Source organism: Streptosporangium sp. NPDC023825 (genome assembly GCF_040639575.1).
Classification (GTDB): domain Bacteria; phylum Actinomycetota; class Actinomycetes; order Streptosporangiales; family Streptosporangiaceae; genus Streptosporangium.
In genome coordinates, this window is sequence record NZ_JBFAAE010000027.1 from 76,369 (window position 1) to 97,654 (window position 21,286).

Genomic DNA, 21,286 nt, shown 5'->3' on the forward strand with positions numbered 1-21,286 from the left:
CAGCCTAGTGTTTCATCCCTGTTCATCAGGTTAGGGTCCACCTATGAGAGTCCTCGCGATCGTGCTCGCCGGCGGAGAAGGTAAGAGGCTCATGCCTCTGACAGCTGATCGAGCGAAGCCCGCGGTGCCTTTCGGGGGGATATACCGTCTCGTCGACTTCGTACTGTCCAATCTCGCCAACGGTCACTATCTCCAGATCGTCGTGCTGACGCAGTACAAGAACCACAGTCTCGACCGGCACATCTCCCGGACATGGCGCCTGTCGGCGATGCTCGGCAACTACGTCACGCCGGTGCCCGCCCAGCAGCGTCTCGGGCCGCACTGGTTCTCCGGTTCCGCCGACGCGCTGTTTCAGAACCTGAACCTCATCTACGACGAGATGCCCGACCACGTCATCGTGTTCGGCGCCGACCACATCTACCGGATGGACCCCCGGCAGATGGTCGAGCAGCACATAGAGTCCGGGGCCGAGGTGACGGTGGCCGCGATCCGGCAGCCGCTGTCGCTCGCCGACCAGTTCGGGGTCATCGAGGCCGACCCGGCCGGGCGGCGGATCGTCGCCTTCCGCGAGAAGCCGAAGGACGCGGTGGGCCTGCCGGACGCTCCCGACCAGGTGTACGCGTCGATGGGCAACTACGTCTTCAAGACCCAGTCGATGATCGACGCGCTCAGGGAGGACGCGCTCGACCCGACGAGCAAGCACGACCTGGGCGGCAACATCATCCCGATGATGGTGAAGTCGGGCAGCGCGGAGGTCTACGACTTCGCCGACAACATCGTGCCCGGCTCCACCGAGCGCGACCGGGGCTACTGGAGGGACGTCGGGACGCTCGACGCCTACTACGAGGCCCACATGGACCTCATCTCTGCGCACCCGGTCTTCAACCTCTACAACAGCCGGTGGCCCATCTACACCGGTCACGACCCGCTTCCCCCGGCCAAGTTCGTGCACAACGACGGCGACCGGGTGGGCAGGGCGATCGACTCCCTGGTCTCGGCGGGCGCGATCGTCTCCGGCGGGCTGGCGGAGCGCTCGATCCTCTCCCCGGGCGTGGTGCTGCACTCCCACTCCCAGGTCGAGGACTCGGTCCTGATGGGCAACGTGAAGGTGGGCCGAGGCGCCATCGTCCGCAAGGCCATCATCGACAAGAACGTGATCATCCCGGACGGCGCCAGGATCGGCTTCGACCTGGAGTACGACCGCAGCCGCTTCGCGGTGACCAGCGGCGGCATCGTCGTCATCGGCAAGAACGAGATCGTCGAACGCTGACCCGGACCCGTCCCCGGGTCCCCGGCCCTCAGGTCCCCGGCCCCCGGTCCCGCCGTCACGGCGGGGCCGGGGGCCGAGCCGTGTGCCACAAAAACACATTGACGGAGTGAGCACTCACTCCGGAGAATGAGCGCATGGAAACCCCACCTGCCCGGCGACGCGCGCCGGGAATGAGTCCGGAGCGACGCCGCGAGATGATCGTGGCGGTCGCCCTCCCCCTGATCGCCGAGCACGGCGCCGCCGTCACCACCGGCCAGATCGCCAGGGCCGCGGGCATCGGCGAGGCCACGATCTTCCGGGTGTTCGCCGACAAGGACGAGCTGCTCGACGCCTGCGTGATCGAGGCGCTCCGCCCCGACCACGTGTTGGAGCAGCTCACCACGATCCCGCTCGACCAGCCGCTGGCCGCCCGGCTGGCCGAGGCGGCCGACGCCATGCACGCCTACACGGACCGGATCGGCACGGTGATCGGCGCCCTGCACGCGTTCGGCCGCGCTCGTGAGCGCCCGGCCCCGGAGCCTTCCGCGAACCCCCGGGAGAAGGGGCCCGGGTCGCTTCGCGACACCACGCTCAGGGAGACCCGCGAGGCGCTGGCCGAGCTGTTCGAGCCGGACCGCGACTCCCTGCGGCTCCCCCCGGAGCGTCTGGCGACGCTCTTTTTGAACCTGGTGCGCTCCGACGCCCGGCGGCTGCCGGGCGACCCCGAGCTGGGTGTCGCCGATCTCGTCGACGTGTTCGTGCACGGCGCCCTGACCCGGCCCCGCCCCCTGACGGAAGAGGGCCCGTCGTGACCATCACGCTGAACCACACCATCGTGCCCGCGCTCGACAGGCGGCGGGCGGCCGACTTCTTCGCCGGCATCATGGGCGTGGAGTGCCTGCCGCCCGCCGGGGCGCACGGCCACTTCGCCCCGGTCCGGGTGAACGGATCCCTCACCCTCGACTTCATGACCGTGGAGGCCCCCGAGGGGCACCACCTGGCCTTCGACGTCGACCCGGCCACCTTCGACGGCATCCTCGCCCGCCTCAGGGAGCGGGAGGTGCCGTACGGCAACCACCCGGCCCACCACGGCAACGGGCGGATCGACCACCCGTTCCGACCGCGCGGCCTGTTCTTCGCGGACGAGACGGGAAACCTCTACGAGGTCATGTCCGACTGACCGCGGAGGCGGGGTGCGGCGACGGCGCGGATCCGGGGCGGCGGCCGGGGCGGGGCGGGCAGAGGCGGCGAGGCCCTCACCCGCCGGACGCCCGCCCCTGGACCAGCTTGGCGGGCACGGGGGCGCCGAGGTGCTCCAGCAGGGCGGCGAGCTTGCGGTCCAGCTCGAGGCCGACCTCGGTGATGTCCGGGTCGCCGAAGCTGGAGAAGCGGGTGCTCGGCTGGTCCACGGCGAACCAGGTCGTGCCCTGCGCGTCTTCGTAGATCGCCGTGCGCAGCGGCGCGTAGAGCAGGACGGCCGGATCACGGTGGAACATCCGCTGGGCGATCGTGTGGTTCCCCATCAGGTACTCGACGCAGAGCCACCGGTCGCCGGCCAGTCCCATCAGGGGCATGGCCTCGAAACTCCAGTAGACGAGGAAATCGTGCGGCGCGTTCTCGGCCGTCGCCCGCAGAACGGCGTCCCAGCCGGCGTCGTCCTTGACGAGCCCCTCGAAGCGCCCGGTGTCGATCGGGGGAACGGCGCGCTCGTACCGCTCACGGAACTCCTGGAACGGAGCGGGAACGCCGACGGTCAGGCGGTTCACCTCGTGCGTGACGGTGTGGACCCTGGTGTCCGTTCGCTGGGTCATGATCTCTCCGGTGATGTCTCGTGATCGATGACGTGGCCGGCGGCTCGTCCGGCCGGGCGCCGGCGGTCCGGGCACCCGCGCCCAGAGCCGTCGCGGGCGATCCCGGGCGCCGGCCCGCCGCGGGCGTCACCACCGCGCTCCCCGCTCCCGCCTCCGGGAGCGGCGGACGCTCCTCTGATCTTGCGGGCGCGCCTCCAACTTGCAGTTCGAAGTCAGTTATCGCAAGCCAGATATAGGCATAAGGGGTTAAAGCCATGGCAACCGACCAAAAAGCGCGCGGGGGAGCCGCACCCTGCCCGATCGGCCGGGCCGTCGATGTCCTGGGCGAACGCTGGACGCTGCTGATCCTGCGCAACGCCACGCTGGGCATGACCCGCTTCGAGGACTTCCGATCGGACCCGGGCATCGCCGACAACATCCTGTCCGCCCGGCTCGGCCGCCTCGTCGAGCGCGGCCTGCTCACCCGGGTGCCCTACCGCGACGGCGTGCCCCGTCACCTGAGGACCGGCCTGTCGGTGGCGGGTGACATGATTCGGCGATGCCCGAGACCAGCGCTTCGATCGCGTCCTTCTGGAACGCCTTCGCCGCCTCCTTCGACGAGGAGGCCGACCACGGCCTTCGCGACCCCCATGTCAAGGCCGCCTGGGCGGAGCGCCTGCGCTCCTGGATGCCCGCCTCTCCCGCCGACGTCCTGGACCTGGGGTGCGGAACCGGCTCGTTGTCCCTGGTGCTCGCCGAGCAGGGCCACCGGCCGGTCGGGGTGGATCTGGCCCCGCTGATGGTCGAGCAGGCCCGGCGCAAGCTCACGGCGGCCGGCTTCGACGCCGCGATGATGGTGGGCGACGCGAGCGACCCGCCCGCGCGGGCCGGGACGGCCTTCGACGTGATCCTCTCCCGTCACCTGTTGTGGACCCTGCCCGATCCGCAGGAGGCGCTGCGCCGGTGGATCGGCCTGCTGCGTCCCGGCGGGCGTCTGGTCCTCGTCGAGGGGCGCTGGGCGACGGCCGAACCGGGCGAGGACCGGCCCTACGAGGTGGAGCCTGAGTCGATGCCGTGGATGGGCGGGGTCGAGGCGGAGCGTCTCCTGGCGGCGCTGCGGCCGCTGGTCGAAACCGCCCGCGTCGAGCCACTGCCCGATCCCGCCCTGTGGGGGCGGGCCGTCCAGGACGAGAGATACGCCGTGGTCGCGTTCGCGTGACCGTCTGGACGCACCGGATGAGAGACGGTTGTCCGGTGCGTCCACGCCGCCCCGGCCCTTTCCCGGGCATTCCGGCCGCTGCCCGGCAGGGGACGAGGGCGATCGAAGGCGGTCGGAGCGGTCCGGCCGTGGACGACGGGCGCGACGCCGGTGACGCCGTACCGGGGCCGGTGGTGACCGAGCGGGCCGGATGGCGGCGGCTTCGCACTCCCTCTCGCTCGCGCGGTGGCGGGCGCGGTCCTCGGCCCCTGGGCGGGCCGGGCGGGCCGGGCGCCGGCCGTGAACCTGCCCCTCTCCGCGCGACTTCTTGATCCGTACGGGATAGATTCTCCCGACACGTTGCACGACTTCCCGGCCAGACCCCCAGGTACGAGAGATCACATGTTCGGCATCATTCGCCCCTGCGGCGAGCACTCCTGTCCTACGCTGCACCGGGCCTGGATGGCACACCTGTGCGGGCTGTGCCTGACCCTCAGGGACGGGCAGGGGCACGCGGCCCGGCTGGCCACCAACTACGACGGCCTGATCATCTCGGTGCTGGCCGAGGCGCAGGGCCCGGCGGGCTCCCCGCACCGGACCGCCGGACCCTGCGCGCTGCGGGGGTTCCGGCCGGCGGACGTGGTGGACGCGCGGGCCGCGGGCGTACGGCTGGCCGCCACGGTGTCGCTGGTCCTCGCGGCGGGCAAGCTGCGCGACCACGTGGCCGACGGCGACTCCGCGCCGGGCACCGGCACGGCGCGCAGGATGCTGGCGGCCCGCTGGGAGGCGGCGGGTGCCCGGATGGGAGCCGGGATCGGGTTCGACACCACCTCGCTGGCCTCGACGGCCGAACGCCAGATCGAGCTGGAGAGCGGCGCGGGAGTGACGCTGCTGGAGCTGACCGCTCCCACCGAGGAGGCCGTCGCCGCCGCGTTCGCCTACACCGCGACGCTCGCGGGCGCCCCCGGCAACGCGGCGGCGCTGGCCGAGGCGGGCCGGTTCTTCGGCCGGATCGCCCACCTGCTGGACGCCGTGGAGGACCGGGAGGAGGACGCCGCCCGGGGGGCGTTCAACCCGCTGACCGCCACCGGCACCTCCGTACGGGAGGCACGGCGGCTGTGCGACGACGCCGCGCACGGCCTGGAGCTGGCGCTGCTGGAGCTGGAGCTGGCCGACCGGCACCTGGTGGACGTGCTGCTGGGCACCGAGGTGCGGAGGGCGGTGGACCGGACGTTCCGCCACGCCTCCGGCCCGGATCACGGTCCCGCCGGCGGGGCGTGCGCGCGCCCGCACGGGGAGCACGCCCCCTCCCCCGCCGGAGGCCCCCGCTCCCCCGCGGAGCAGGACCCTCTTCCCGCCGGGCACACCCCCTCCCCCACCGGCCCCGGCCACGGCCACGGCCACGGCCACGGGGCGCCGTCCCCCGCGGGGGAGTCGGGCCACTCCTACGAGCGGCCCGGGTTCGTCCGCAAGTCCGCCGCCGGGGTGGGGACCCTGCTGACCTGCGGTCTCTGGCGGCCCCGGTGGAGCTCCCGGCGGCGGGACGCCTGGGACGACCGCTGCTACCTGACGCGGTGCGACGGCTGCGGCTGCGAGGGGTGTGACGGCTGCTGCGACTGCTGCAAGTGCTGCAGCAAGTGCGACGGGTGCTGCTGCGACTGCAACGTCTGAGACGTCGGGGAACGGCCCGCCGGACATCGCGGGCGGCCCTCGGAGGCCTCACGAACCGATCGCACTTCACGAACCGGACGGTCGAGCGGCCCTTCGAACCGAACGGATCCCACGAACCGGACGAGCCTCCTGACCGAACGCGCCTTACGAACCGGGCTCGTCCCAGGAACCGGGCGGATCCTACGAACCGGACGGGCGAGCCTGCCGCCCCGGCCCGGACCTCGGTCTCAGACCGGGTCCCGCCGGTCGCCGTCCTTCTCGCGGGCGCCGTCCCGCTCGCCAGGGTTGCCGCCCAGGCCCCGAGACATCAGGCCCGCGCCCATCAGCCCGGTGAGCGTCCCGGGAACGGTCGCGGACGGGGGCGGGGTCTCGACCCGGAAGCGGGGCAGCGCCTCGGGGTACCTCTCACGGACGAAGGTCACCATGTGCTCGCGCATGTCGCACTTGAGATCCCAGGCGCTGGCGGAGTCGGCGGCGCTCATCAGGGCGCGCAGCTCCAGCAGCCCGTTGGGAAGGGTGTCGGTGATCTGGAGGGTCCAGTCCTTCTGGTCCCAGAGCGGGTGCGCGCGCAGGGCCCGGTAGAGCTCGGCGCGCAGCTCCTCCACCGGCACCGACCAGTCGACCCGGAACATCACGTGGCCGATCACCCGGCTGCTGTGCCGGGTCCAGTTCTCGAACGGGTTGGCCGTGAAGTAGGAGACCGGCAGGACGAGCCGCCGCTCGTCCCACAGCCGCAGCACCACGTAGGTCAGGCTGAGTTCCTCGATCCGGCCCCACTCCCCCTTCACCACGACGACGTCGTCCAGCCGGAGCGCGTCGCTGAAGGCCAGCTGGAGCCCGGCGAGCATGTTGCCCAGGGTCGACTGGGCGGCGATACCGACGACGACACCGGCGATCCCGGCCGAGGCCAGCAGCCCGGCCCCGAGCGCCCGCACCTGCGGGAAGGTGAAGAGCATCGCGCCCAGCGCGACCACGATGATCACCGCCGAGGCGACCCGGCGGACCAGGGTGATCTGGGTGCGGATGCGGCGGGCCCTGCGGTTGGCCTCGCCCTCGACGGTGATCAGGCGTTCCAGCACCACGTCGGTGACCGCGTAGGCGGCCTGGATGACCAGCCAGGTGGCGCACCCGATCATCGCCAGGCCGAGACCCTGATAGACCAGCCGGCCGGCCACGGTCGCCGCCATCGGAGGCTCGTAGGCGGTGTAGGCGGTCACCACGGCGGCCGTGGCGAACCCCGGCCAGGTGCAGCGGCGCATGAGCGGACCGGCGAGAACCCATTTCTCACCGATCAGCCGCGAGCGCAACACCCGTCGCACCACCTCCACCGCCACGACGGCGGCCGCCACGGAAACAATCATCATGATCCAGCCGGACACTTGAGGCGTCCTCCTCGACGTCTTCCATCCTCGTCGTGCTCTTCCCTGGATCACCAGCTAATCAGAAGGATTCGTCGAATGTGACATTCCCTTCGACGGCTATCTGGTAGGCCGAAACCCGCCGTTCGAAGAAGTTGGCCAGCTCCTGCACGTCCTGCAGCTCCATGAACGCGAACGGGTTGGCCGTGCCGTAGCGGGCGGGCATCCGCAGCCTGACCAGGCGCTGGTCGGCCACGTACTCCAGATATCGCCGCATCTGGTCCACGCTCATCCCGAGCAGGCCGTCGCCGCACAGGTCGGCAGCGAAGGCCAGCTCGGCCGCCACCGCCTCCTCGATCATCCGGGTGACCTGCTCGGCGAGCTTGTCGTCGAACAGGTCCGGCTCCTCGGCCCGTACGGTCTCCACGACGCCGAAGGCGAACTCCATGTGCATGGACTCGTCGCGGAACACCCAGTTCGTCCCGGTGGCCAGGCCGCTGAGCAGGCCCCTGGAGCGGAACCAGTAGACGTAGGCGAAGGCCCCGTAGAAGAACAGCCCCTCGATGCACGCCGCGAAGCAGATCAGGTTGAGCAGGAACGCCCGCCGGTCCTCCCGCGTCTCCAGCCGGGTCAGCCCGCCGAGCGAGTCGATCCAGCGGAAGCAGAACTCCGCCTTGTCCCGGATCGAGGGGATGTGCTCGACCGCGGCGAAGGCCTTGACCCGCTCGTCCGGATCGGGCAGGTAGGTGTCCAGCAGGGTCAGGTAGAACTGGACGTGCACCGCCTCCTCGAACAGCTGCCTGCTGAGATACAGGCGCGCCTCGGGGGCGTTGAGGTGCTGGTAGAGGTTGAGGACGAGGTTGTTGGCCACGATCGAGTCGCCGGTGGCGAAGAACGCCACGAGGCGGTTGATCAGGTGGCGCTCCTCGGGCGTCATCCTCGCCAGGTCGGCCAGGTCGGAGGTGAGGTCCACCTCCTCGACGGTCCAGGTGTTGCGGATCGCGGCCCGGTAGCGCTCGTAGAACTCGGGGTAGCGCATCGGCCGCAGGGTGAGATCCATGCCGGGGTCGAGCAACATCGGGAAAACGCCTTTCTCAAAGCTTCGGGGAACCGGGACGGCTACTGGCAGGCGTCGCAGTACTCGGGGTTCTCCAGGGAACAGGCGATCGCCTCGGGGTCGAGGACGGCCTGCGCGACCGGCGCCGCCACGGTGGCCTGCGCGATCCGGGTGGCCGGGCGCGAGCGCAGGTAGTAGGTGGTCTTGAGGCCCGACTTCCACGCGTAGGCGTACATCGAGGAGAGCTTGCCGATGGTCGGCGTGGCCATGAAGAGGTTCAGCGACTGCGACTGGTCGATGTACGGGGTGCGCGCGGCGGCCAGGTCGATCAGCGCCTTCTGCGGCAGCTCCCAGGCGGTCCGGTAGAGCGCCTTCAGGTCGGCGGGGATCTCCGGGATGTCCTGGACGGAGCCGTCGGCGCGCTTGATCGCGTCACGGATCAGCGGGGTCCACAGGCCGCGGGCCTGCAGGTCGCGGACGAGATAGCGGTTGACCTGGAGGAACTCCCCCGAGAGGGTCTCGCGCTTGAAGACGTTGGATACCTGCGGCTCGATGCACTCGTAGCAGCCCGCGATGGAGGCGATCGTGGCCGTCGGCGCGATCGCGATCATCAGCGAGTTGCGCAGGCCGGTCCCGGCGATCCGCTCCCTGAGCTCGGCCCACTCCGCGGATCCCGCCGCCCCGTAGTGGTCGGGGTGCAGCACCCCGGCGGCGGCCCTGGTCTCCTCGTACGAGGGGTGGCGGCCCCGCTCCACGGCCAGGTCGGAGGAGGTCCGGTAGGCGGCGAGCGCGATCTCCTCGGAGATCCTGGTGGACAGCTCCAGGGCTCGCGGCGAGTCGAACGGCAGCCGCAGCGCGAACAGCACGTCGGCCAGGCCCATCACGCCGAGCCCGATCGGGCGCCACTTCCGGTTGGCCGCCTCCGCCTCGGGGGTCGGGTAGAAGCCCAGGTCGATGGTGCGGTCGAGGAACCGCACGGCGGTACGGACGGTCGCGCGCAGCCGGGCCCAGTCGATCCCGTCCTCGGAGGAACCCTCGGTCAGGTGGGCGGCGAGGTTGATCGAGCCGAGGTTGCAGACGGCGGTCTCCGCGTCGCCGGTGACCTCGAGGATCTCGGTGCAGAGGTTCGACAGGTGGATGACGTTTTCCGGCCTGGCCGTCTGGTTGGAGGTCCGGTTGGCCGCGTCCTTGAAGGTCATCCAGCCGTTGCCGGTCTGGGCGAGCGTGCGCATCATCCGCCCGTACAGGGTGCGGGCGGGGATCTGCCGGGTGAAGCGGCCCTCGGCCTCGGCGGCCCGGTAGGCGTCGTCGAACGCGTCGCCGTACAGGTCGGTGAGGTGCGGGACCTCCTTGGGGTCGAACAGCGACCAGACGCCGTCGGCCTCGACCCGGCGCATGAACTCGTCGGGGATCCAGTTGGCCAGGTTCAGGTTGTGCGTGCGGCGGGCCTCCTCACCGGTGTTGTCGCGCAGTTCCAGGAACTCCTCGACGTCGGCGTGCCAGGGCTCCAGGTAGACGCAGGCCGCGCCCTTGCGCCGGCCGCCCTGGTTGACCGCGGCCACGCTGGAGTCGAGCGTGCGCAGCCAGGGCACGATGCCGTTGGAGTGGCCGTTGGTGCCGCGGATCAGCGAGCCCCGCGAGCGGACCCTGGTCCAGGCGATGCCGATGCCCCCCGCGTACTTCGACAGCCGCGCGACCTGCCCGTAGCGCTCGTAGATGGACTCCAGCTCGTCGCGGGGCGAGTCGAGCAGGAAGCACGAGGAGAGCTGGGGCCTGCGGGAGCCGGAGTTGAACAGCGTGGGCGAGCTGGGCAGGTAGGACAGGGTGGCCATGAGCGCGTACAGCTCGGCGGCCTCCTCGACGGTCTCGGACAGGCCGCAGGCCACCCGCAGGAAGAAGTGCTGCGGGCGCTCCAGGACCTTGCGGGTCCTCGGGTGGCGCAGCAGGTAGCGGTCGTAGACGGTACGCAGCCCGAAGTACTCGAACCTGGCGTCGGCCCCAGGGTCGGCCAGCGCGTCCAGCACCCCGGCGTGGGCGGCCACGAACTCCGCGAGCCCGTCCTGGATCAGCCCCGCCTCGTGGGTCGCGGCGATGGACTCGGAGAAGTCGCGGACGCCGTGCTCGGCGGCCTCGTCGGCGATCAGCTCGGCCAGCATCGCGGCGGCGACCCTGGAGTTCCCGGGATCGGTGATCACCCGGGCGGCCGCCTCGTCGATGGCGAGCCTGCGGTCGTCCGACGCGTTCCCCGCCGTGGTACCCGCCGCGGTCTCCGCCAATGCCTGTGTCACGTAGTGCCCCTCGCTCGATCGGACTTCCCCGTACGGCTTCGCCGGATGGGCACGCGTCCGCGAGCGATCCCGGGCACGCCGGATCGCCTCGTTCCGCGGACCCTCCCACGAGGCCCTGGACGTTCACGTCACCGGCAGGTCTTCGGACTCACGGGCGCATCGCACATGCCTACCGGCCGTCGCTTCCCAGGCATGGTTCACCCAGTGCTCAATGACGGCTTTCGTTCCCGTTCACCGCTGCGGGGCAGTCCCGGAATCTCACCGGGTTCCCTCTTGCCTCGCCCCTCGCGGGGCGAACCAGCAACGAGCAGGATCCTACATCTAGGGGCGTCGGACGCAACTACCCCAACAGGTTGTGTCGGAGGACTTCAACAGTCCGAGCTCGTGAAGCACGCCGCGAGTGCGGCCCGTCTCGGTGGAGAGCCACTGGCGGAACTCGTCGCCGCTGAGGTAGACCCGGCTCCAGCCACGGGACGCGCACAGGGCACGCCAGCGCGGCGCGGCGTCGATCCTGTCACACAGGGCGATAGCGGCGTCCCGGTCCCCCGGGCTCATGCCCTTGGGGCCCAGCAGGCCGCACCAGTCGCTGTACTCCAGGCGGACGTCGACCTCCAGGAGCGTCGGCGCGTCGATCCCGTCGATCCGGCCGCCGGAGGAGACCACCAGGGGCCGCAGGCGGCCCGCGGCGATCTCGGGCCGCAGGGCGCGCGCCGACCCCAGCAGGGCCGCCACCCGGCCGACGTGGAGCGCCTCGGCGGCGTCCTCGGGGGCGAGGAATCCGGCGTACTCCAGCAGCCGGGTGTCCACCCCCAGGCACTTGCCGATCATGCCGTAGAGCACGTGGTCGGAGCCGCCCTCCGACCGGCCTCCGACCGTCAGCCCCGCCGGGTCGTGCCGCAGCCGCGCGACGAAGTCCTCGAAGGTACGCAGGCGGGAGCCGGAGGGGACCACCAGGACCGCCCAGTCGCCGACCAGGCGGGCGACGGGGGTGGCGGCGCTCACCACGGCCGCGGTGTTGGCGATCTCCGCGGCGGCCACCATCGGCATCGCGGTGACGAGCAGCCTGCCCTCGCGCGCGAAGGGTCCGCGGAAGGCGCCGAACGCGTCGCGCGGCGCGGAGCCCAGGGCCCCCGCCCGCTCGACGGCCATCGCGGTACGCGCCAGTCCCGACTGGACCAGAACGGTCGCCAGCCTGCCCGCGATCCCGTCCCAGCCGTGGCCGTCGGCGGTCGGCTCGAGAAGGAACAGGCGCCTCACCCCCGGGTCGGCGCCGCCGTCCGCCCCGCACCCCGCGGCGACCGCGGCTCCCGCCGCCAGTGCGAAAAACCCCCTACGGCGCATAAGCGCCCCTTCCCCCAAGAACCCCCTATACCATAGGTTACTTTCCCCTCACTTTCTGTGATGAAGTGGGGTATGCCGGAACTTCCGGTGATCCACATTCGGACACGGGCCACCGGAAAAGACGCTGTGAATCCGGGTACCGGAGACGATCGTCTCGCGAGGGCTCCGGGGAACGCCCCCGCCCCCGGCAGGCCGGGGACGGGGGCGCGGAGGCGGGGACGGAAGGGGCCGTGGTTTCACTCCACCGTGACGCTCTTGGCCAGGTTCCTCGGCTTGTCGACGTCCCGGCCCAGCGCCACAGCGGCGTGGTAGGCGAAGAGCTGGAGCGGGATCGACAGCAGGATCGGGTCCAGCTCGGTCTCGTTCTTGGGCACCACGACGCAGTCGTCGGCCAGCTTGGGGTCGGCCGTGCGATGGCCCACCATGAGCACCCGGCCGCCCCGGGCGCGGATCTCGCCCAGCGTGGTGAGGTTCTTGTCCAGCAGCTCGTCGTCGGGGACGATCGCCACCGTCGGCATGTCCGGGCCGATCAGCGCCAGCGGCCCGTGCTTGAGCTCGCTGGCCGGGTACGCCTCGGCGTGCACGTACGAGATCTCCTTGAGCTTCTGCGCGCCCTCGCGGGCCACCGGGTAACCCCTGACCCGGCCCACGAACATCATGCTCGGCGACTCGGCGTACCTGCCCGCCAGCTCCTTGATCTGCGGCTCCAGCGCCAGGATCTCCTTGATCTGGTCCGGCAGCCTCCGCAGGCCGTCGCAGATCCTGCGGCCGTCGGCGGGAGACAGGTCACGCACCCGGCCCAGGTGCAGCGCGAGCAGCGCGAAGGCCACGGCGGTCGAGGTGAACGCCTTGGTGCTCGCCACCGAGACCTCGGGACCCGCGTGCAGGTAGACCCCGCCGTCGCACTCGCGGGCGATCGCGCTGCCCACGGTGTTGACGATGCCGAGCACCCTGCCGCCCTTGCGCTTGAGCTCCTGCACGGCGGCGAGGGTGTCGTAGGTCTCCCCCGACTGGCTGATCGCCACGTAGAGGGTGTCGGCCTCCACCACCGGGCTGCGGTAGCGGAACTCGCTGGCCGGCTCCGCGTCGGCCGGGATGCGCGCCAGCTCCTCGATGAGCTGCGCGCCGATCTGGCCCGAGTAGTACGCGGAACCGCAGCCGATGATCTTCACCCGGCGGAACGAGCGGGTCTCCCGCGCGTCCATGTTGAGACCGCCCAGGTGGGCGATGTGGAAGCGGTCGTCCAGCCGCCCGCGCAGCGTCCTGGCCACCGTGTCGGGCTGCTCGGAGATCTCCTTGAGCAGGTAGTGCTCGTAGCCGCCGGTGTCGTAGTGCCCGGCCTCCCAGTCGACGGTCAGCGTCTCCTTGGCCGTCTCCCGCGCGTCGCTGGCGAAGGTGTTGAACCCGTCGGCCCGCAGCACGGCGATCTCGCCGTCCTCCAGGTGCACCACCTGGCGGGTGTAGCGGACCAGCGCGGCGACGTCGGACGCGGCGAACATCTCCTTCTCGCCGATGCCCAGCACGATGGGGCTGCCGTTGCGCGCCACGACCACCTCGCCCGGGCGCTCGGAGTCGATCACCGCGATCCCGTACGTGCCGACGACCCGCTTGAGCGCGGTCCGCACGGCCTCCTCCAGCGAGTCGGCCTCCTTGACCGTGCGGGCGATCAGGTGCGACAGCACCTCGGTGTCGGTCTCCGACAGGAAGATCGCCCCGTCGGCCTCCAGCTTGGCGCGCAGTTCGTCGGCGTTCTCGATGATGCCGTTGTGCACGACGCCGATGCGCTCGTCGGTGGACAGGTGCGGGTGGGCGTTGACGTCGCTGGGCGCGCCGTGGGTGGCCCAGCGGGTGTGGCCGATGCCCAGGCCGCCCTTGAACCGCGCGGGCACGACAGCGGCCAGGTCCGCCACCCGGCCCTTGACCTTGCGCATCTTGAGACCCTTGTTGGAGACCACCACCCCGGCCGAGTCGTAGCCCCGGTACTCAAGACGCTGCAGGCCCTCCAGCAGGATGGGTGCCGCGTCCTTGGGCCCTACGTAGGCCACGATTCCGCACATGTAACCGCTCCTTGTCCATAAACGATCGAGGTGCCGTCGTCTGTTACCCGTAGACGATCCGGCGAAGCTGTCGCAGGGAGAGTTCGGGTGCCGCGACACGGCGTACCGCCAGCTCGGCGGCGACCCTGGGGAAGATCTTCTCGTTGACCAGCCCCCTGGCCTTGAGCTCCGCGTGGCGCCGCCGGACGAACTCGTCGACGGGCTCGGAGAAATAGGCCAGCACGTCCGCGACGACCCGCGCCGCCTCGCCCGGACCGAGCGCGCTCGTCCGGGTCAGGTGGGTGATCAGATCCTCGTGCGGATTCCGTGCCGTGGACACAGAGCAGGACCATACGCATCCGGGAGAGAACACACCAAGTTTCCTGCCCGATTTCGGGCAGAGAATCTCTTCAACATCTCAACCCCGCCGCAATGCGCGACAGTCGGTAATCTCTGATAACTCTAGGTAGCTACCAGAGGGGGAGGAACCGCTATGCGCCGCCTGCCGGGGACCACCGTCGTCGCCACTCTCACCGTCCTGGCCTCGGTCGCCCTGGTCTCGGTCGTCCCGGCGGAGGCGGCACGCCCCGGGAGCCGGCCCGCCCGGCTCCAGACGCACCCGGCCCCCGCCGCGGCGACGGAAGCGGGGGCACGGTCCGGCAGGCAGGCCGCCTTCACCGAGGCGGCACGAAGGTACGGGGTGCCGGAGAGCGTGCTGCTCGCGGTCTCCTACCTGGAGTCCCGCTGGGAGGGCCACGGCGGGCTGCCCAGCGTCTCCGCCGGGTACGGCCCGATGCACCTGATCGACGGCCGGGCCGAACCCGGGCACCCCCACGGCGCCGGGGAGGACCCCCGCGGCGACGAGACCCGGCCGCGCGTGATCGCCCTTCCCCCCATGGCGGCGGACCCGCCGGAGGACACCCTGCGGCGGGCCTCGGAGCTGACCGGCCTGTCCCCCGCCCGGCTGCGCGAGGACGCCTCCGCCAACATCATGGGCGGTGCCGCGCTGCTCGCCGACTACCGGCGCCGCACCGGCGGCGAGGGCTCCGGCGACGATCCGGCGAGCTGGTACGACGCCGTGGCCCGCTACCCCGGCACCCCGAAGAGGGGCGCGGCGGCCGGGGAGGCGGCGCTGTCCTTCGCCGACGAGGTCTACGCGACGATCCGGGCCGGTGCCGCGCGGGTGACCGGCGACGGCGAGCGGGTGACGCTCCCCGCCACGCCGGGCCTGTCCACACCCTCCACACGATCCGGGCCGGCGGAACCCTCCGGGCCGTCCGGCTCGTCGAGACCCTCCCGCCCCTCCGAGGCGCGAGCGGCGCTCCTCCCGGCACGACCCGCCTCCCTCTCAGGGCCACCCCCCGCCCCGGTGGCCCGGCGCCGCGCCCCCGCCCCCGCGCCCACCCCGGCACCCGCCACCAAGAAGCCCACCACCGGACCCGCCACGAAACCCGCGGCAACCGCCACCAAGAAGCCCGCCACCCAACCCGCCACGAAACCCGCGGCAACCGCCACCAAGAAGCCCGCCACCCAACCAGCCACGGGGTCCGCCCCCGCGCCCACCCCGGCGCCCGCCCCCACTCCCACCGCGAAGATCGCCATGATGCTCGCCAAGCGGCCCGCCCCCGCTCCCACGCCGGGACCCGACTGCCCGAAGAGCGTCTCCTGCGAGTGGCTCCCGGCCGCCTACAAGCGGCTCCCCGGCGGCAGGTACGGCAACCACGACCGCTCCGCCGGCCCCCGGAGGATCGACTACATCGTGATCCACGACGGGGAGACGAGCTACGACGCGATGACCCGCCTGGCCAAGAACCCCGCCTACCTGAGCTGGCACTTCACCATCCGCTCCGCCGACGGCCACATCGCTCAGCACCTGCGGGCCAGGGACATCGGCTGGCACGCGGGAAACTGGTACGTCAACTCCCGTTCCATCGGCCTGGAGCACGAGGGCTACCTGGCCAGGGGCGGCGCCTGGTACACCGAGGCGATGTACCGGGCGTCGGCCAGGCTGGTCCGCCACCTCGCCGCCAAGTACGACGTCCCCCTCGACCGGGCGCACATCCTGGGGCACGACAACGTGCCGGGCACCACCCCGGAGACCGTGGGCGGCATGCACGACGACCCCGGCCCCTACTGGGACTGGGCCCACTACTTCGAGCTGCTCGGCAGGCCGCTACGCGCCTCGGGCGGTGACGACGCGCGCTCGGTGCTGATCAGGCCCGACTACGGCACCAACAGCCCGGGATTCACCGGCTGCCCCGGGGGGTGCCGCGGCCTGGGCGCCGCCTCGGTCTGGCTGCGCACGCGCCCCTCCGCCACCGCGCCACTGGTCAAGGACATCGGCAAGCACCCCACCGGCGGCTCCACGTACAGCGTCTACGATCACGCCGCCCGCGCCTCCACCGGCCAGCGGTACGCGCTCGCCGAGCGCAGGGGCGACTGGACCGCGATCTGGTATCTCGGCCAGAAGGCCTGGTTCCACGATCCGGCCGGCGCCCCCGCCTCCGTGCGCGCGTCCGGCCCCCTGGTCACGCCCAGACCGGGCCGTTCCCCGGTCAGGGTGTACGGCAGGGCCTACCCGAAGGCGCCCGCCTATCCGGGGGGCGTTCCCGTACAGACCCTCACCCCGCTGCAGTACTCGATACCCGCCGGGCAGGTGTACAGCTCCGGCGGGAAGACGCGGGCCTCCTACCTCAGGGCGGCCGCCTTCGACCCGTCCGAGCACCGCGTCGTCACCGGGAAGATCCGCTACCGGCAGATCCAGTTCGGGCACCGGATCATGTTCGTCCGGGCCTCCGACGTCCAGCCGGTCACCAGGTGAGGATCTCCGGCAGCCCGCCTGGTTGCGCACATCCGCCCTGCGGAGGCGCTAGAGTTTTCACGTGCCCCGGAACGTTTCCGGGGGTCACGCGGAAGTGGCTCAGTGGTAGAGCATCACCTTGCCAAGGTGAGGGTCGCGGGTTCGAATCCCGTCTTCCGCTCCGGCGGGTCCTCAGGGGCCCGGCCGGTGGAGTGGCCGAGAGGCGAGGCAACGGCCTGCAAAGCCGTCTACACGGGTTCAAATCCCGTCTCCACCTCAACGCACGACCATCGGACCCCCAGGGATCCGGTAAAGTGGTGCGAGCGCGGAGGGGAAACCCGAAGCCGAAACGCGGAAGTGGCTCAGTGGTAGAGCATCACCTTGCCAAGGTGAGGGTCGCGGGTTCGAATCCCGTCTTCCGCTCTGGTTCACCCGAGGACGATTAGCTCAGCGGGAGAGCGCTTCCCTGACACGGAAGAGGTCACAGGTTCAATCCCTGTATCGTCCACCCAGTTTCACCGGCTCGAAGGCCGGATCCGGAGATCACGGATCCGGCCTTTCGCATGTCCGGCGGCAGCGGTCACGACGCGGCGGTCAGGAGCAGGCGAAAGGGTGACGAGGGGTGGTGTCCCCACCGGCCCGGTGGATCCCGTCCTCTCCAGGCCGGGTGCAGGGGCGGACGCTTCAATAAGATCTCCCGTCGCGGCGGCGGCCTCGAATGCCGGACTTAATCCACGTTCGCAAGAAAAACCCATAAGCCACAAAACAACTATGAGTCACCGGGCATCTCCCCACCCCAATCGCCGCGCGTGAGTAACTGTGGCCGGAATCTGCCACTCCACCTGCGTCCGAGGTCTTGCGCCCCTCCCGTCATCAATGGTTAGGTCGCTTACATGACGGGCGTGCCAACGTATCCGGCGAGTGAAATTCACCGCGAATTAATCGCTATTCGTCCACGACGGATCTCTTCCAGATCCTGATCGCCGACGGCATCGCCGCCGGACCGATCCGGATCGCCCGAACAGGACGTGAGCAGGGGCTGCGACGCCCCGCGTGCCATCCCCCACCATCACCGATCAACATTCCCTCCTCGAAGTTGGACCGTTCCACGATGTCGAAACGGTCCGGCGGCGCGAATTCCGACTCTCGCCCCCGGATACCGGAGACCTCTTTCTCGCCCGACTTCTCGCCCGACGCACCACCACAGATCACGTATTTATTCACGAGAACCTCCATGTGATCGCCCGGGAGTTCAATTCACCATGCCCGAACTCCCGCCCAGGCGTGACCATAAGGGCGTTCTCGACGCCGGATCGTTTGGAGCCTCCTCCGTGACGAGTTCGCTTTCCGATGTCCACAGTTCCCTTCCAGAGCCGACGACTCCAGAGCCGGCGACCGGCGAAGGCTCCCGGTCCCCCACGCCGGCCCTCGCCGCGGCCTTCGATCCCGGACGTTTCCACGACGGCGCCGTGGACATCGTCAGCCGCCTGACGACGTATCTGGGCGACCGGTCGGTCCGGGGGCTCGACCTCCTCGATCCGGCGGTGCTGCTGAAGACCGCTCGGGGGCTGATGACCCCGGAACGGCAGCGCGTCGCCGACTTCGACGCCGATCGGGTCAACCAGATCGTCGACCTGTACACCGGGACCGGCATCCCGGTCTACTCACCCGGCTACATGGGACGGCAGTTCTCCGGCGTGGTGCCGCTGGCCAGCCTCATGGACCTGGTCGGCTCGGTGGTCAACCAGCCCTCCTCCTTCTACGAGGCCGGGCAGCTCCCCAGCGTCGCCGAGCGGCTCATGGCCGAGGAGCTCAACCGGTTCATCGGCTGGAGCCGCGACCGGTTCGCCATGGTGACGACCTCGGGGGGCTCCCTGGCCAACCTGACCGCGCTGCTGGCCGCCCGCAACCGCGCCTTCCCGCACATCTGGACGCGCGGCGCGGGCGGCATGCAGGGGGCCCCTGCCATCGCGGTCAGCGAGGAGGCCCACTACAGCGTGACCCGGGCGGCCGGGGTGCTCGGCATCGGGGAACGGCAGATCGTCCGGCTCCCGGTCGACCGGGCCGGGCGGATCCGCCCCGATCTGGCCGGCCCGGCACTGACCGAGGCGCACCGGCGCGGCCTGCGACCGTTCTGCCTGGTGGCCTCGGCCGGGACCACGTCGATGGGCGCCTTCGACCCGCTGGAGGAGCTCGCGGCCGTGGCACAGCGGCACGGGCTCTGGCTCCACGTGGACGGGGCGCACGGGGCGAGCCTGCTGCTGTCGGACCGTCACCGCGACAGGCTGCGCGGCATCGAGCAGGCCGACTCGCTGACCTGGGACGCCCACAAGATGCTGTTCATGCCGGCGCCGTGCACGCTGCTCTTCTACCGCGACGGCACGACGGCGCGCGGCGCGTTCCGGCAGCGCGCCAGCTACGTCTTCGACGAGGAACCGGACGTCTACAGCGCCTACGACAGCGCGGACAAGAACTTCGAGTGCACGAAACGCCCGATGATCATGCCGCTCTGGACGGTCTGGTCGGTCTACGGCCCGGCGCTGTTCGCGCAGCGGATCGACCGGCTGTGCGCGATGACGCGGCAGGCGTACCGGATGCTCGCCGCCGAGCCGGACTTCGCCGTGGCGCACGAGCCGGAGTCCAACATCCTGTGCTTCCGGTACCGGCCGGACGGCCTGGAACCGGCGACCGTGCACCGGCTGCAGCTGGAGATCCGCAACCGGATCCGGGGCGGCGGGCGCTTCTTCATCTCCAAGGTCGACATCGAGGGGGTGGCGGCGCTGCGCGTGGTGGTGATGAACCACCTGATCGACGCCGACCACCTGGCGATGCTCATCGCCGAGATCAGGGACATCGGGCAACGGGTGCTGCGCGCGAGCGCCACGGCCCGGCACGACCAGCGAAACGGGAGTCACTCATGACCATGACGGATCTGGACATCGCCACCTCGGCGGAGCTGGCGGCACGGCTGATCCCCGAGGAGGAGCTGCGGCCCCGCTCGGTGGACGACGTCACCCGGCTGCCGTCGTTCGCGGGGAAGCTGGAGGAGTGCGGGCGGCTCGCCGGAGTCCCGTACTGCGAGTCCCCGCTCGACCTCCAGGACGCGCTGGTGTTCCGCCGGCTCCAGCAGCTCGTCGGCATCGCGCTGCTCAACCCGCTGTGGCGCGAGCGGCTGCACTACTTCGGGATCCGCGACGCGCCCGCCGACATGTCCGAGTGGGAGCGGATCCCCCTCTCGGACAAGACCGTGCAGCGGGACATGTTCATGGGCGCGCGGGCCGGGATGGTCGTGCCGATCGACCACGGCGGGTTCGAGGTGGTGGCCAGCGGCGGCACCGGTGACGGCATGCCCCTGGAGATCGTGTACTCCCTGCGGGAGCTGCGCGACACCTACCGCATCGCGGGGGCGTTCATGGGCGCCTACCAGCTCGGCCGCTACCTGCGCGGCCCCGCGCCGCGCTGGCTGTTCACCACCCTGGCCGACTACCAGATGTGGAGCAGCGGGACCATGGTCGGCGGCGTCCTGTCCCACGTCCCCGAGGTCAACTACATCGGCGCGGGGCCGGTGAGCGCGCCGGTGCTGGAGCACATGTTCTCCTACCCGGGCCACAAGGCGCTGATGGGCATCACCGCCGGCATCGCGCTCCTGCCCGAGCTGGGCGCGGGCCTGCCCCCGCACGCCAGGGCGAGCTTCCGGGTCGCCATGTACGGCAGCGGCTCCCTGCCGCAGCGCAAGCGCGACGAGCTGCAGGCGTTCTTCCCCAACGTGTCGATCCTCAGCTACTTCGCCGCCACCCAGGCCGAGTGCGTCGGGCTCCAGCTCGACCACGCCTCGCCGGCGCTCTCCGCCGTGCCGGGGCTGCACCTGGTGGAGATCGTGGACGAGCACGGCCGGGCCGTCGCCGAGGGCGAGGAGGGCGAGCTGGTCGTCACCCGGCTGCACGCCGACGAGACGCCGCTGCTCAGGCTCAAGCTCGGCGACCGGATGATCCGCCGTCCCGCCCTGAACGGGCCGGGGTTGCGCACCGAGCGATTCGAGTTCGCCGGGCGCACCGCCGACGTGCTGCACCTCAACGACAGCCAGTACTCGGCGACGCTGGCCTACGCGGCCCTGCGCGGGCGGCTGCGCTCGACGACCGGCGTCGACCTGGACCTGGTCGCGCACGAGGTCCAGTTCCACAACCACCGCGAGGACCGGACCCTCACCCTGCTGGTGGCGGTGGACGACGCCGAGGGCATGGCCGCGGCCGTCGAGCACGCGCTCGGCCCGAGCGGGACGCGGCAGCTGTTCACCCAGGCGCTGCCGAGCTCCCTGTCGCTCTTCAACGACCGGGAGGCCAACGCGGCGGCCATCGAGCAGACCGGATACGGGTTCCGGCTGGTGTTCGTGCCCCCCTCCTCACCGCAGATCGAACGGACCGCCGTCGGCAAGACGCCGCTGGTCAGGGACCGGGGCTGAGCACGTGGCGACCCGTACGCCCGCATGACATCCGACAAG

16 protein-coding genes, 4 tRNA genes, 1 pseudogene and 1 riboswitch are annotated in these 21,286 nt (G+C 71.1%); of the genes and pseudogenes, 13 read left to right on the forward strand and 8 right to left on the reverse strand.

The genetic code is table 11. The features are described 5' to 3' along the window. Positions 1-43 precede the first annotated feature (43 nt). The 3 genes from glgC to AB0G15_RS23515 all read left to right on the forward strand — a co-directional run bounded on the left by glgC (position 44) and on the right by AB0G15_RS23515 (position 2,429). Positions 44-1,270: a glucose-1-phosphate adenylyltransferase gene (gene glgC, locus AB0G15_RS23505; RefSeq protein WP_350966885.1), complete on the forward strand. Its 1,227-nt coding sequence runs from the start codon at positions 44-46 to the stop codon at positions 1,268-1,270. Between the two features lie 134 nt (positions 1,271-1,404). Beyond that, the gene (locus AB0G15_RS23510; RefSeq protein ID WP_362843343.1) at positions 1,405-2,061 is read left to right on the forward strand and encodes a helix-turn-helix domain-containing protein; all 657 of its coding nucleotides are present in this window, start codon (positions 1,405-1,407) and stop codon (positions 2,059-2,061) included. Then, positions 2,058-2,429 (forward strand): VOC family protein, encoded by a 372-nt coding sequence (locus AB0G15_RS23515; RefSeq protein WP_362843346.1) that lies wholly within the window; start codon positions 2,058-2,060, stop codon positions 2,427-2,429. Before AB0G15_RS23510 ends, AB0G15_RS23515 begins: the two co-directional genes overlap by 4 nt. A 76-nt stretch (positions 2,430-2,505) precedes the next feature. Here the strand turns inward: AB0G15_RS23515 and AB0G15_RS23520 are convergent, their stop codons facing one another. After that, the gene (locus AB0G15_RS23520; protein ID WP_362843349.1) at positions 2,506-3,060 is read right to left on the reverse strand and encodes a DUF302 domain-containing protein; all 555 of its coding nucleotides are present in this window, start codon (positions 3,058-3,060) and stop codon (positions 2,506-2,508) included. Positions 3,061-3,314: 254 nt separating this feature from the next. Between AB0G15_RS23520 and AB0G15_RS23525 the strand changes: the two are divergent. The 3 genes and pseudogenes from AB0G15_RS23525 to AB0G15_RS23535 all read left to right on the forward strand — a co-directional run. Continuing rightward, a pseudogene (locus AB0G15_RS23525) lies at positions 3,315-3,578 on the forward strand (helix-turn-helix domain-containing protein); the annotation flags it as partial. A 20-nt stretch (positions 3,579-3,598) separates the two neighbouring features. Further along, on the forward strand, positions 3,599-4,258 hold the full coding sequence (locus tag AB0G15_RS23530; protein ID WP_362843352.1) for a class I SAM-dependent methyltransferase: 660 nt from the start codon (positions 3,599-3,601) through the stop codon (positions 4,256-4,258). A 381-nt stretch (positions 4,259-4,639) separates the two neighbouring features. Next, positions 4,640-5,908: a DUF5685 family protein gene (locus tag AB0G15_RS23535; protein ID WP_362843355.1), complete on the forward strand. Its 1,269-nt coding sequence runs from the start codon at positions 4,640-4,642 to the stop codon at positions 5,906-5,908. A gap of 227 nt (positions 5,909-6,135) precedes the next feature. Here the strand turns inward: AB0G15_RS23535 and AB0G15_RS23540 are convergent, their stop codons facing one another. The 6 genes from AB0G15_RS23540 to AB0G15_RS23565 form a co-directional block, all read right to left on the reverse strand. Continuing rightward, on the reverse strand, positions 6,136-7,257 hold the full coding sequence (locus AB0G15_RS23540; protein ID WP_362843358.1) for a mechanosensitive ion channel domain-containing protein: 1,122 nt from the start codon (positions 7,255-7,257) through the stop codon (positions 6,136-6,138). Positions 7,258-7,348: 91 nt separating this feature from the next. Next, positions 7,349-8,344, reverse strand: coding sequence for a ribonucleotide-diphosphate reductase subunit beta (locus AB0G15_RS23545; protein WP_350966888.1), 996 nt, complete (start codon positions 8,342-8,344; stop codon positions 7,349-7,351). Positions 8,345-8,385: 41 nt separating this feature from the next. Beyond that, positions 8,386-10,611: a ribonucleoside-diphosphate reductase subunit alpha gene (locus AB0G15_RS23550; RefSeq protein WP_362843361.1), complete on the reverse strand. Its 2,226-nt coding sequence runs from the start codon at positions 10,609-10,611 to the stop codon at positions 8,386-8,388. A gap of 115 nt (positions 10,612-10,726) precedes the next feature. Next, a riboswitch (cobalamin riboswitch) is annotated at positions 10,727-10,928 on the reverse strand. 4 nt (positions 10,929-10,932) lie between these two features. After that, positions 10,933-11,952: a tripartite tricarboxylate transporter substrate-binding protein gene (locus tag AB0G15_RS23555; RefSeq protein WP_362843364.1), complete on the reverse strand. Its 1,020-nt coding sequence runs from the start codon at positions 11,950-11,952 to the stop codon at positions 10,933-10,935. A 236-nt stretch (positions 11,953-12,188) separates the two neighbouring features. After that, entirely contained in the window at positions 12,189-14,009 is a 1,821-nt protein-coding gene (glmS, locus tag AB0G15_RS23560; RefSeq protein WP_362843367.1) for a glutamine--fructose-6-phosphate transaminase (isomerizing), read from the reverse strand. Between the two features lie 43 nt (positions 14,010-14,052). After that, the gene (locus AB0G15_RS23565; protein WP_362843370.1) at positions 14,053-14,328 is read right to left on the reverse strand and encodes a hypothetical protein; all 276 of its coding nucleotides are present in this window, start codon (positions 14,326-14,328) and stop codon (positions 14,053-14,055) included. Positions 14,329-14,481: 153 nt separating this feature from the next. On the opposite strand from AB0G15_RS23565, the gene AB0G15_RS23570 reads away from it, so the two are divergent. From AB0G15_RS23570 to AB0G15_RS23590, 5 genes are all read left to right on the forward strand, one after another. Next, positions 14,482-16,809 carry an N-acetylmuramoyl-L-alanine amidase gene (locus tag AB0G15_RS23570; protein WP_362843373.1) on the forward strand — a complete coding sequence of 776 codons (2,328 nt, stop codon included), beginning with the start codon at positions 14,482-14,484 and terminating at the stop codon, positions 16,807-16,809. 88 nt (positions 16,810-16,897) lie between these two features. Beyond that, a tRNA-Gly gene (locus tag AB0G15_RS23575) sits at positions 16,898-16,969 on the forward strand. Positions 16,970-16,994: 25 nt separating this feature from the next. Continuing rightward, positions 16,995-17,065: transfer RNA gene (locus AB0G15_RS23580), tRNA-Cys, on the forward strand. A gap of 74 nt (positions 17,066-17,139) precedes the next feature. Continuing rightward, positions 17,140-17,211 (forward strand) — tRNA-Gly (locus AB0G15_RS23585). Positions 17,212-17,224: 13 nt separating this feature from the next. Then, positions 17,225-17,296: transfer RNA gene (locus AB0G15_RS23590), tRNA-Val, on the forward strand. 437 nt (positions 17,297-17,733) lie between these two features. Here AB0G15_RS23590 and AB0G15_RS23595 read toward each other — a convergent pair. After that, positions 17,734-18,012, reverse strand: coding sequence for a hypothetical protein (locus AB0G15_RS23595; protein ID WP_362843376.1), 279 nt, complete (start codon positions 18,010-18,012; stop codon positions 17,734-17,736). 245 nt (positions 18,013-18,257) lie between these two features. Between AB0G15_RS23595 and AB0G15_RS23600 the strand changes: the two genes are divergently transcribed. Both AB0G15_RS23600 and AB0G15_RS23605 read left to right on the forward strand, forming a co-directional pair. Further along, positions 18,258-19,709, forward strand: a complete 1,452-nt coding sequence (locus AB0G15_RS23600) for a pyridoxal-dependent decarboxylase (protein WP_362843379.1) — start codon at positions 18,258-18,260, stop codon at positions 19,707-19,709. Next, entirely contained in the window at positions 19,706-21,247 is a 1,542-nt protein-coding gene (locus AB0G15_RS23605) for a hypothetical protein (RefSeq protein ID WP_362843382.1), read from the forward strand. Before AB0G15_RS23600 ends, AB0G15_RS23605 begins: the two co-directional genes overlap by 4 nt. Positions 21,248-21,286: the final 39 nt, after the last annotated feature.

Bases quoted from the DNA above. Each gene is read 5' to 3' on its own strand.
- glmS (WP_362843367.1), bottom strand. From the start codon at position 14,009: ATGTGCGGAATCGTGGCCTACGTAGGGCCCAAGGACGCGGCACCCATC.
- glgC (WP_350966885.1), top strand. From the start codon at position 44: ATGAGAGTCCTCGCGATCGTGCTCGCCGGCGGAGAAGGTAAGAGGCTC.
- AB0G15_RS23535 (WP_362843355.1), top strand. From the start codon at position 4,640: ATGTTCGGCATCATTCGCCCCTGCGGCGAGCACTCCTGTCCTACGCTG.
- AB0G15_RS23605 (WP_362843382.1), top strand. From the start codon at position 19,706: ATGACCATGACGGATCTGGACATCGCCACCTCGGCGGAGCTGGCGGCA.
- AB0G15_RS23545 (WP_350966888.1), bottom strand. From the start codon at position 8,344: ATGTTGCTCGACCCCGGCATGGATCTCACCCTGCGGCCGATGCGCTAC.
- AB0G15_RS23570 (WP_362843373.1), top strand. From the start codon at position 14,482: ATGCGCCGCCTGCCGGGGACCACCGTCGTCGCCACTCTCACCGTCCTG.
- AB0G15_RS23510 (WP_362843343.1), top strand. From the start codon at position 1,405: ATGGAAACCCCACCTGCCCGGCGACGCGCGCCGGGAATGAGTCCGGAG.
- AB0G15_RS23530 (WP_362843352.1), top strand. From the start codon at position 3,599: ATGCCCGAGACCAGCGCTTCGATCGCGTCCTTCTGGAACGCCTTCGCC.
- AB0G15_RS23555 (WP_362843364.1), bottom strand. From the start codon at position 11,952: ATGCGCCGTAGGGGGTTTTTCGCACTGGCGGCGGGAGCCGCGGTCGCC.
- AB0G15_RS23520 (WP_362843349.1), bottom strand. From the start codon at position 3,060: ATGACCCAGCGAACGGACACCAGGGTCCACACCGTCACGCACGAGGTG.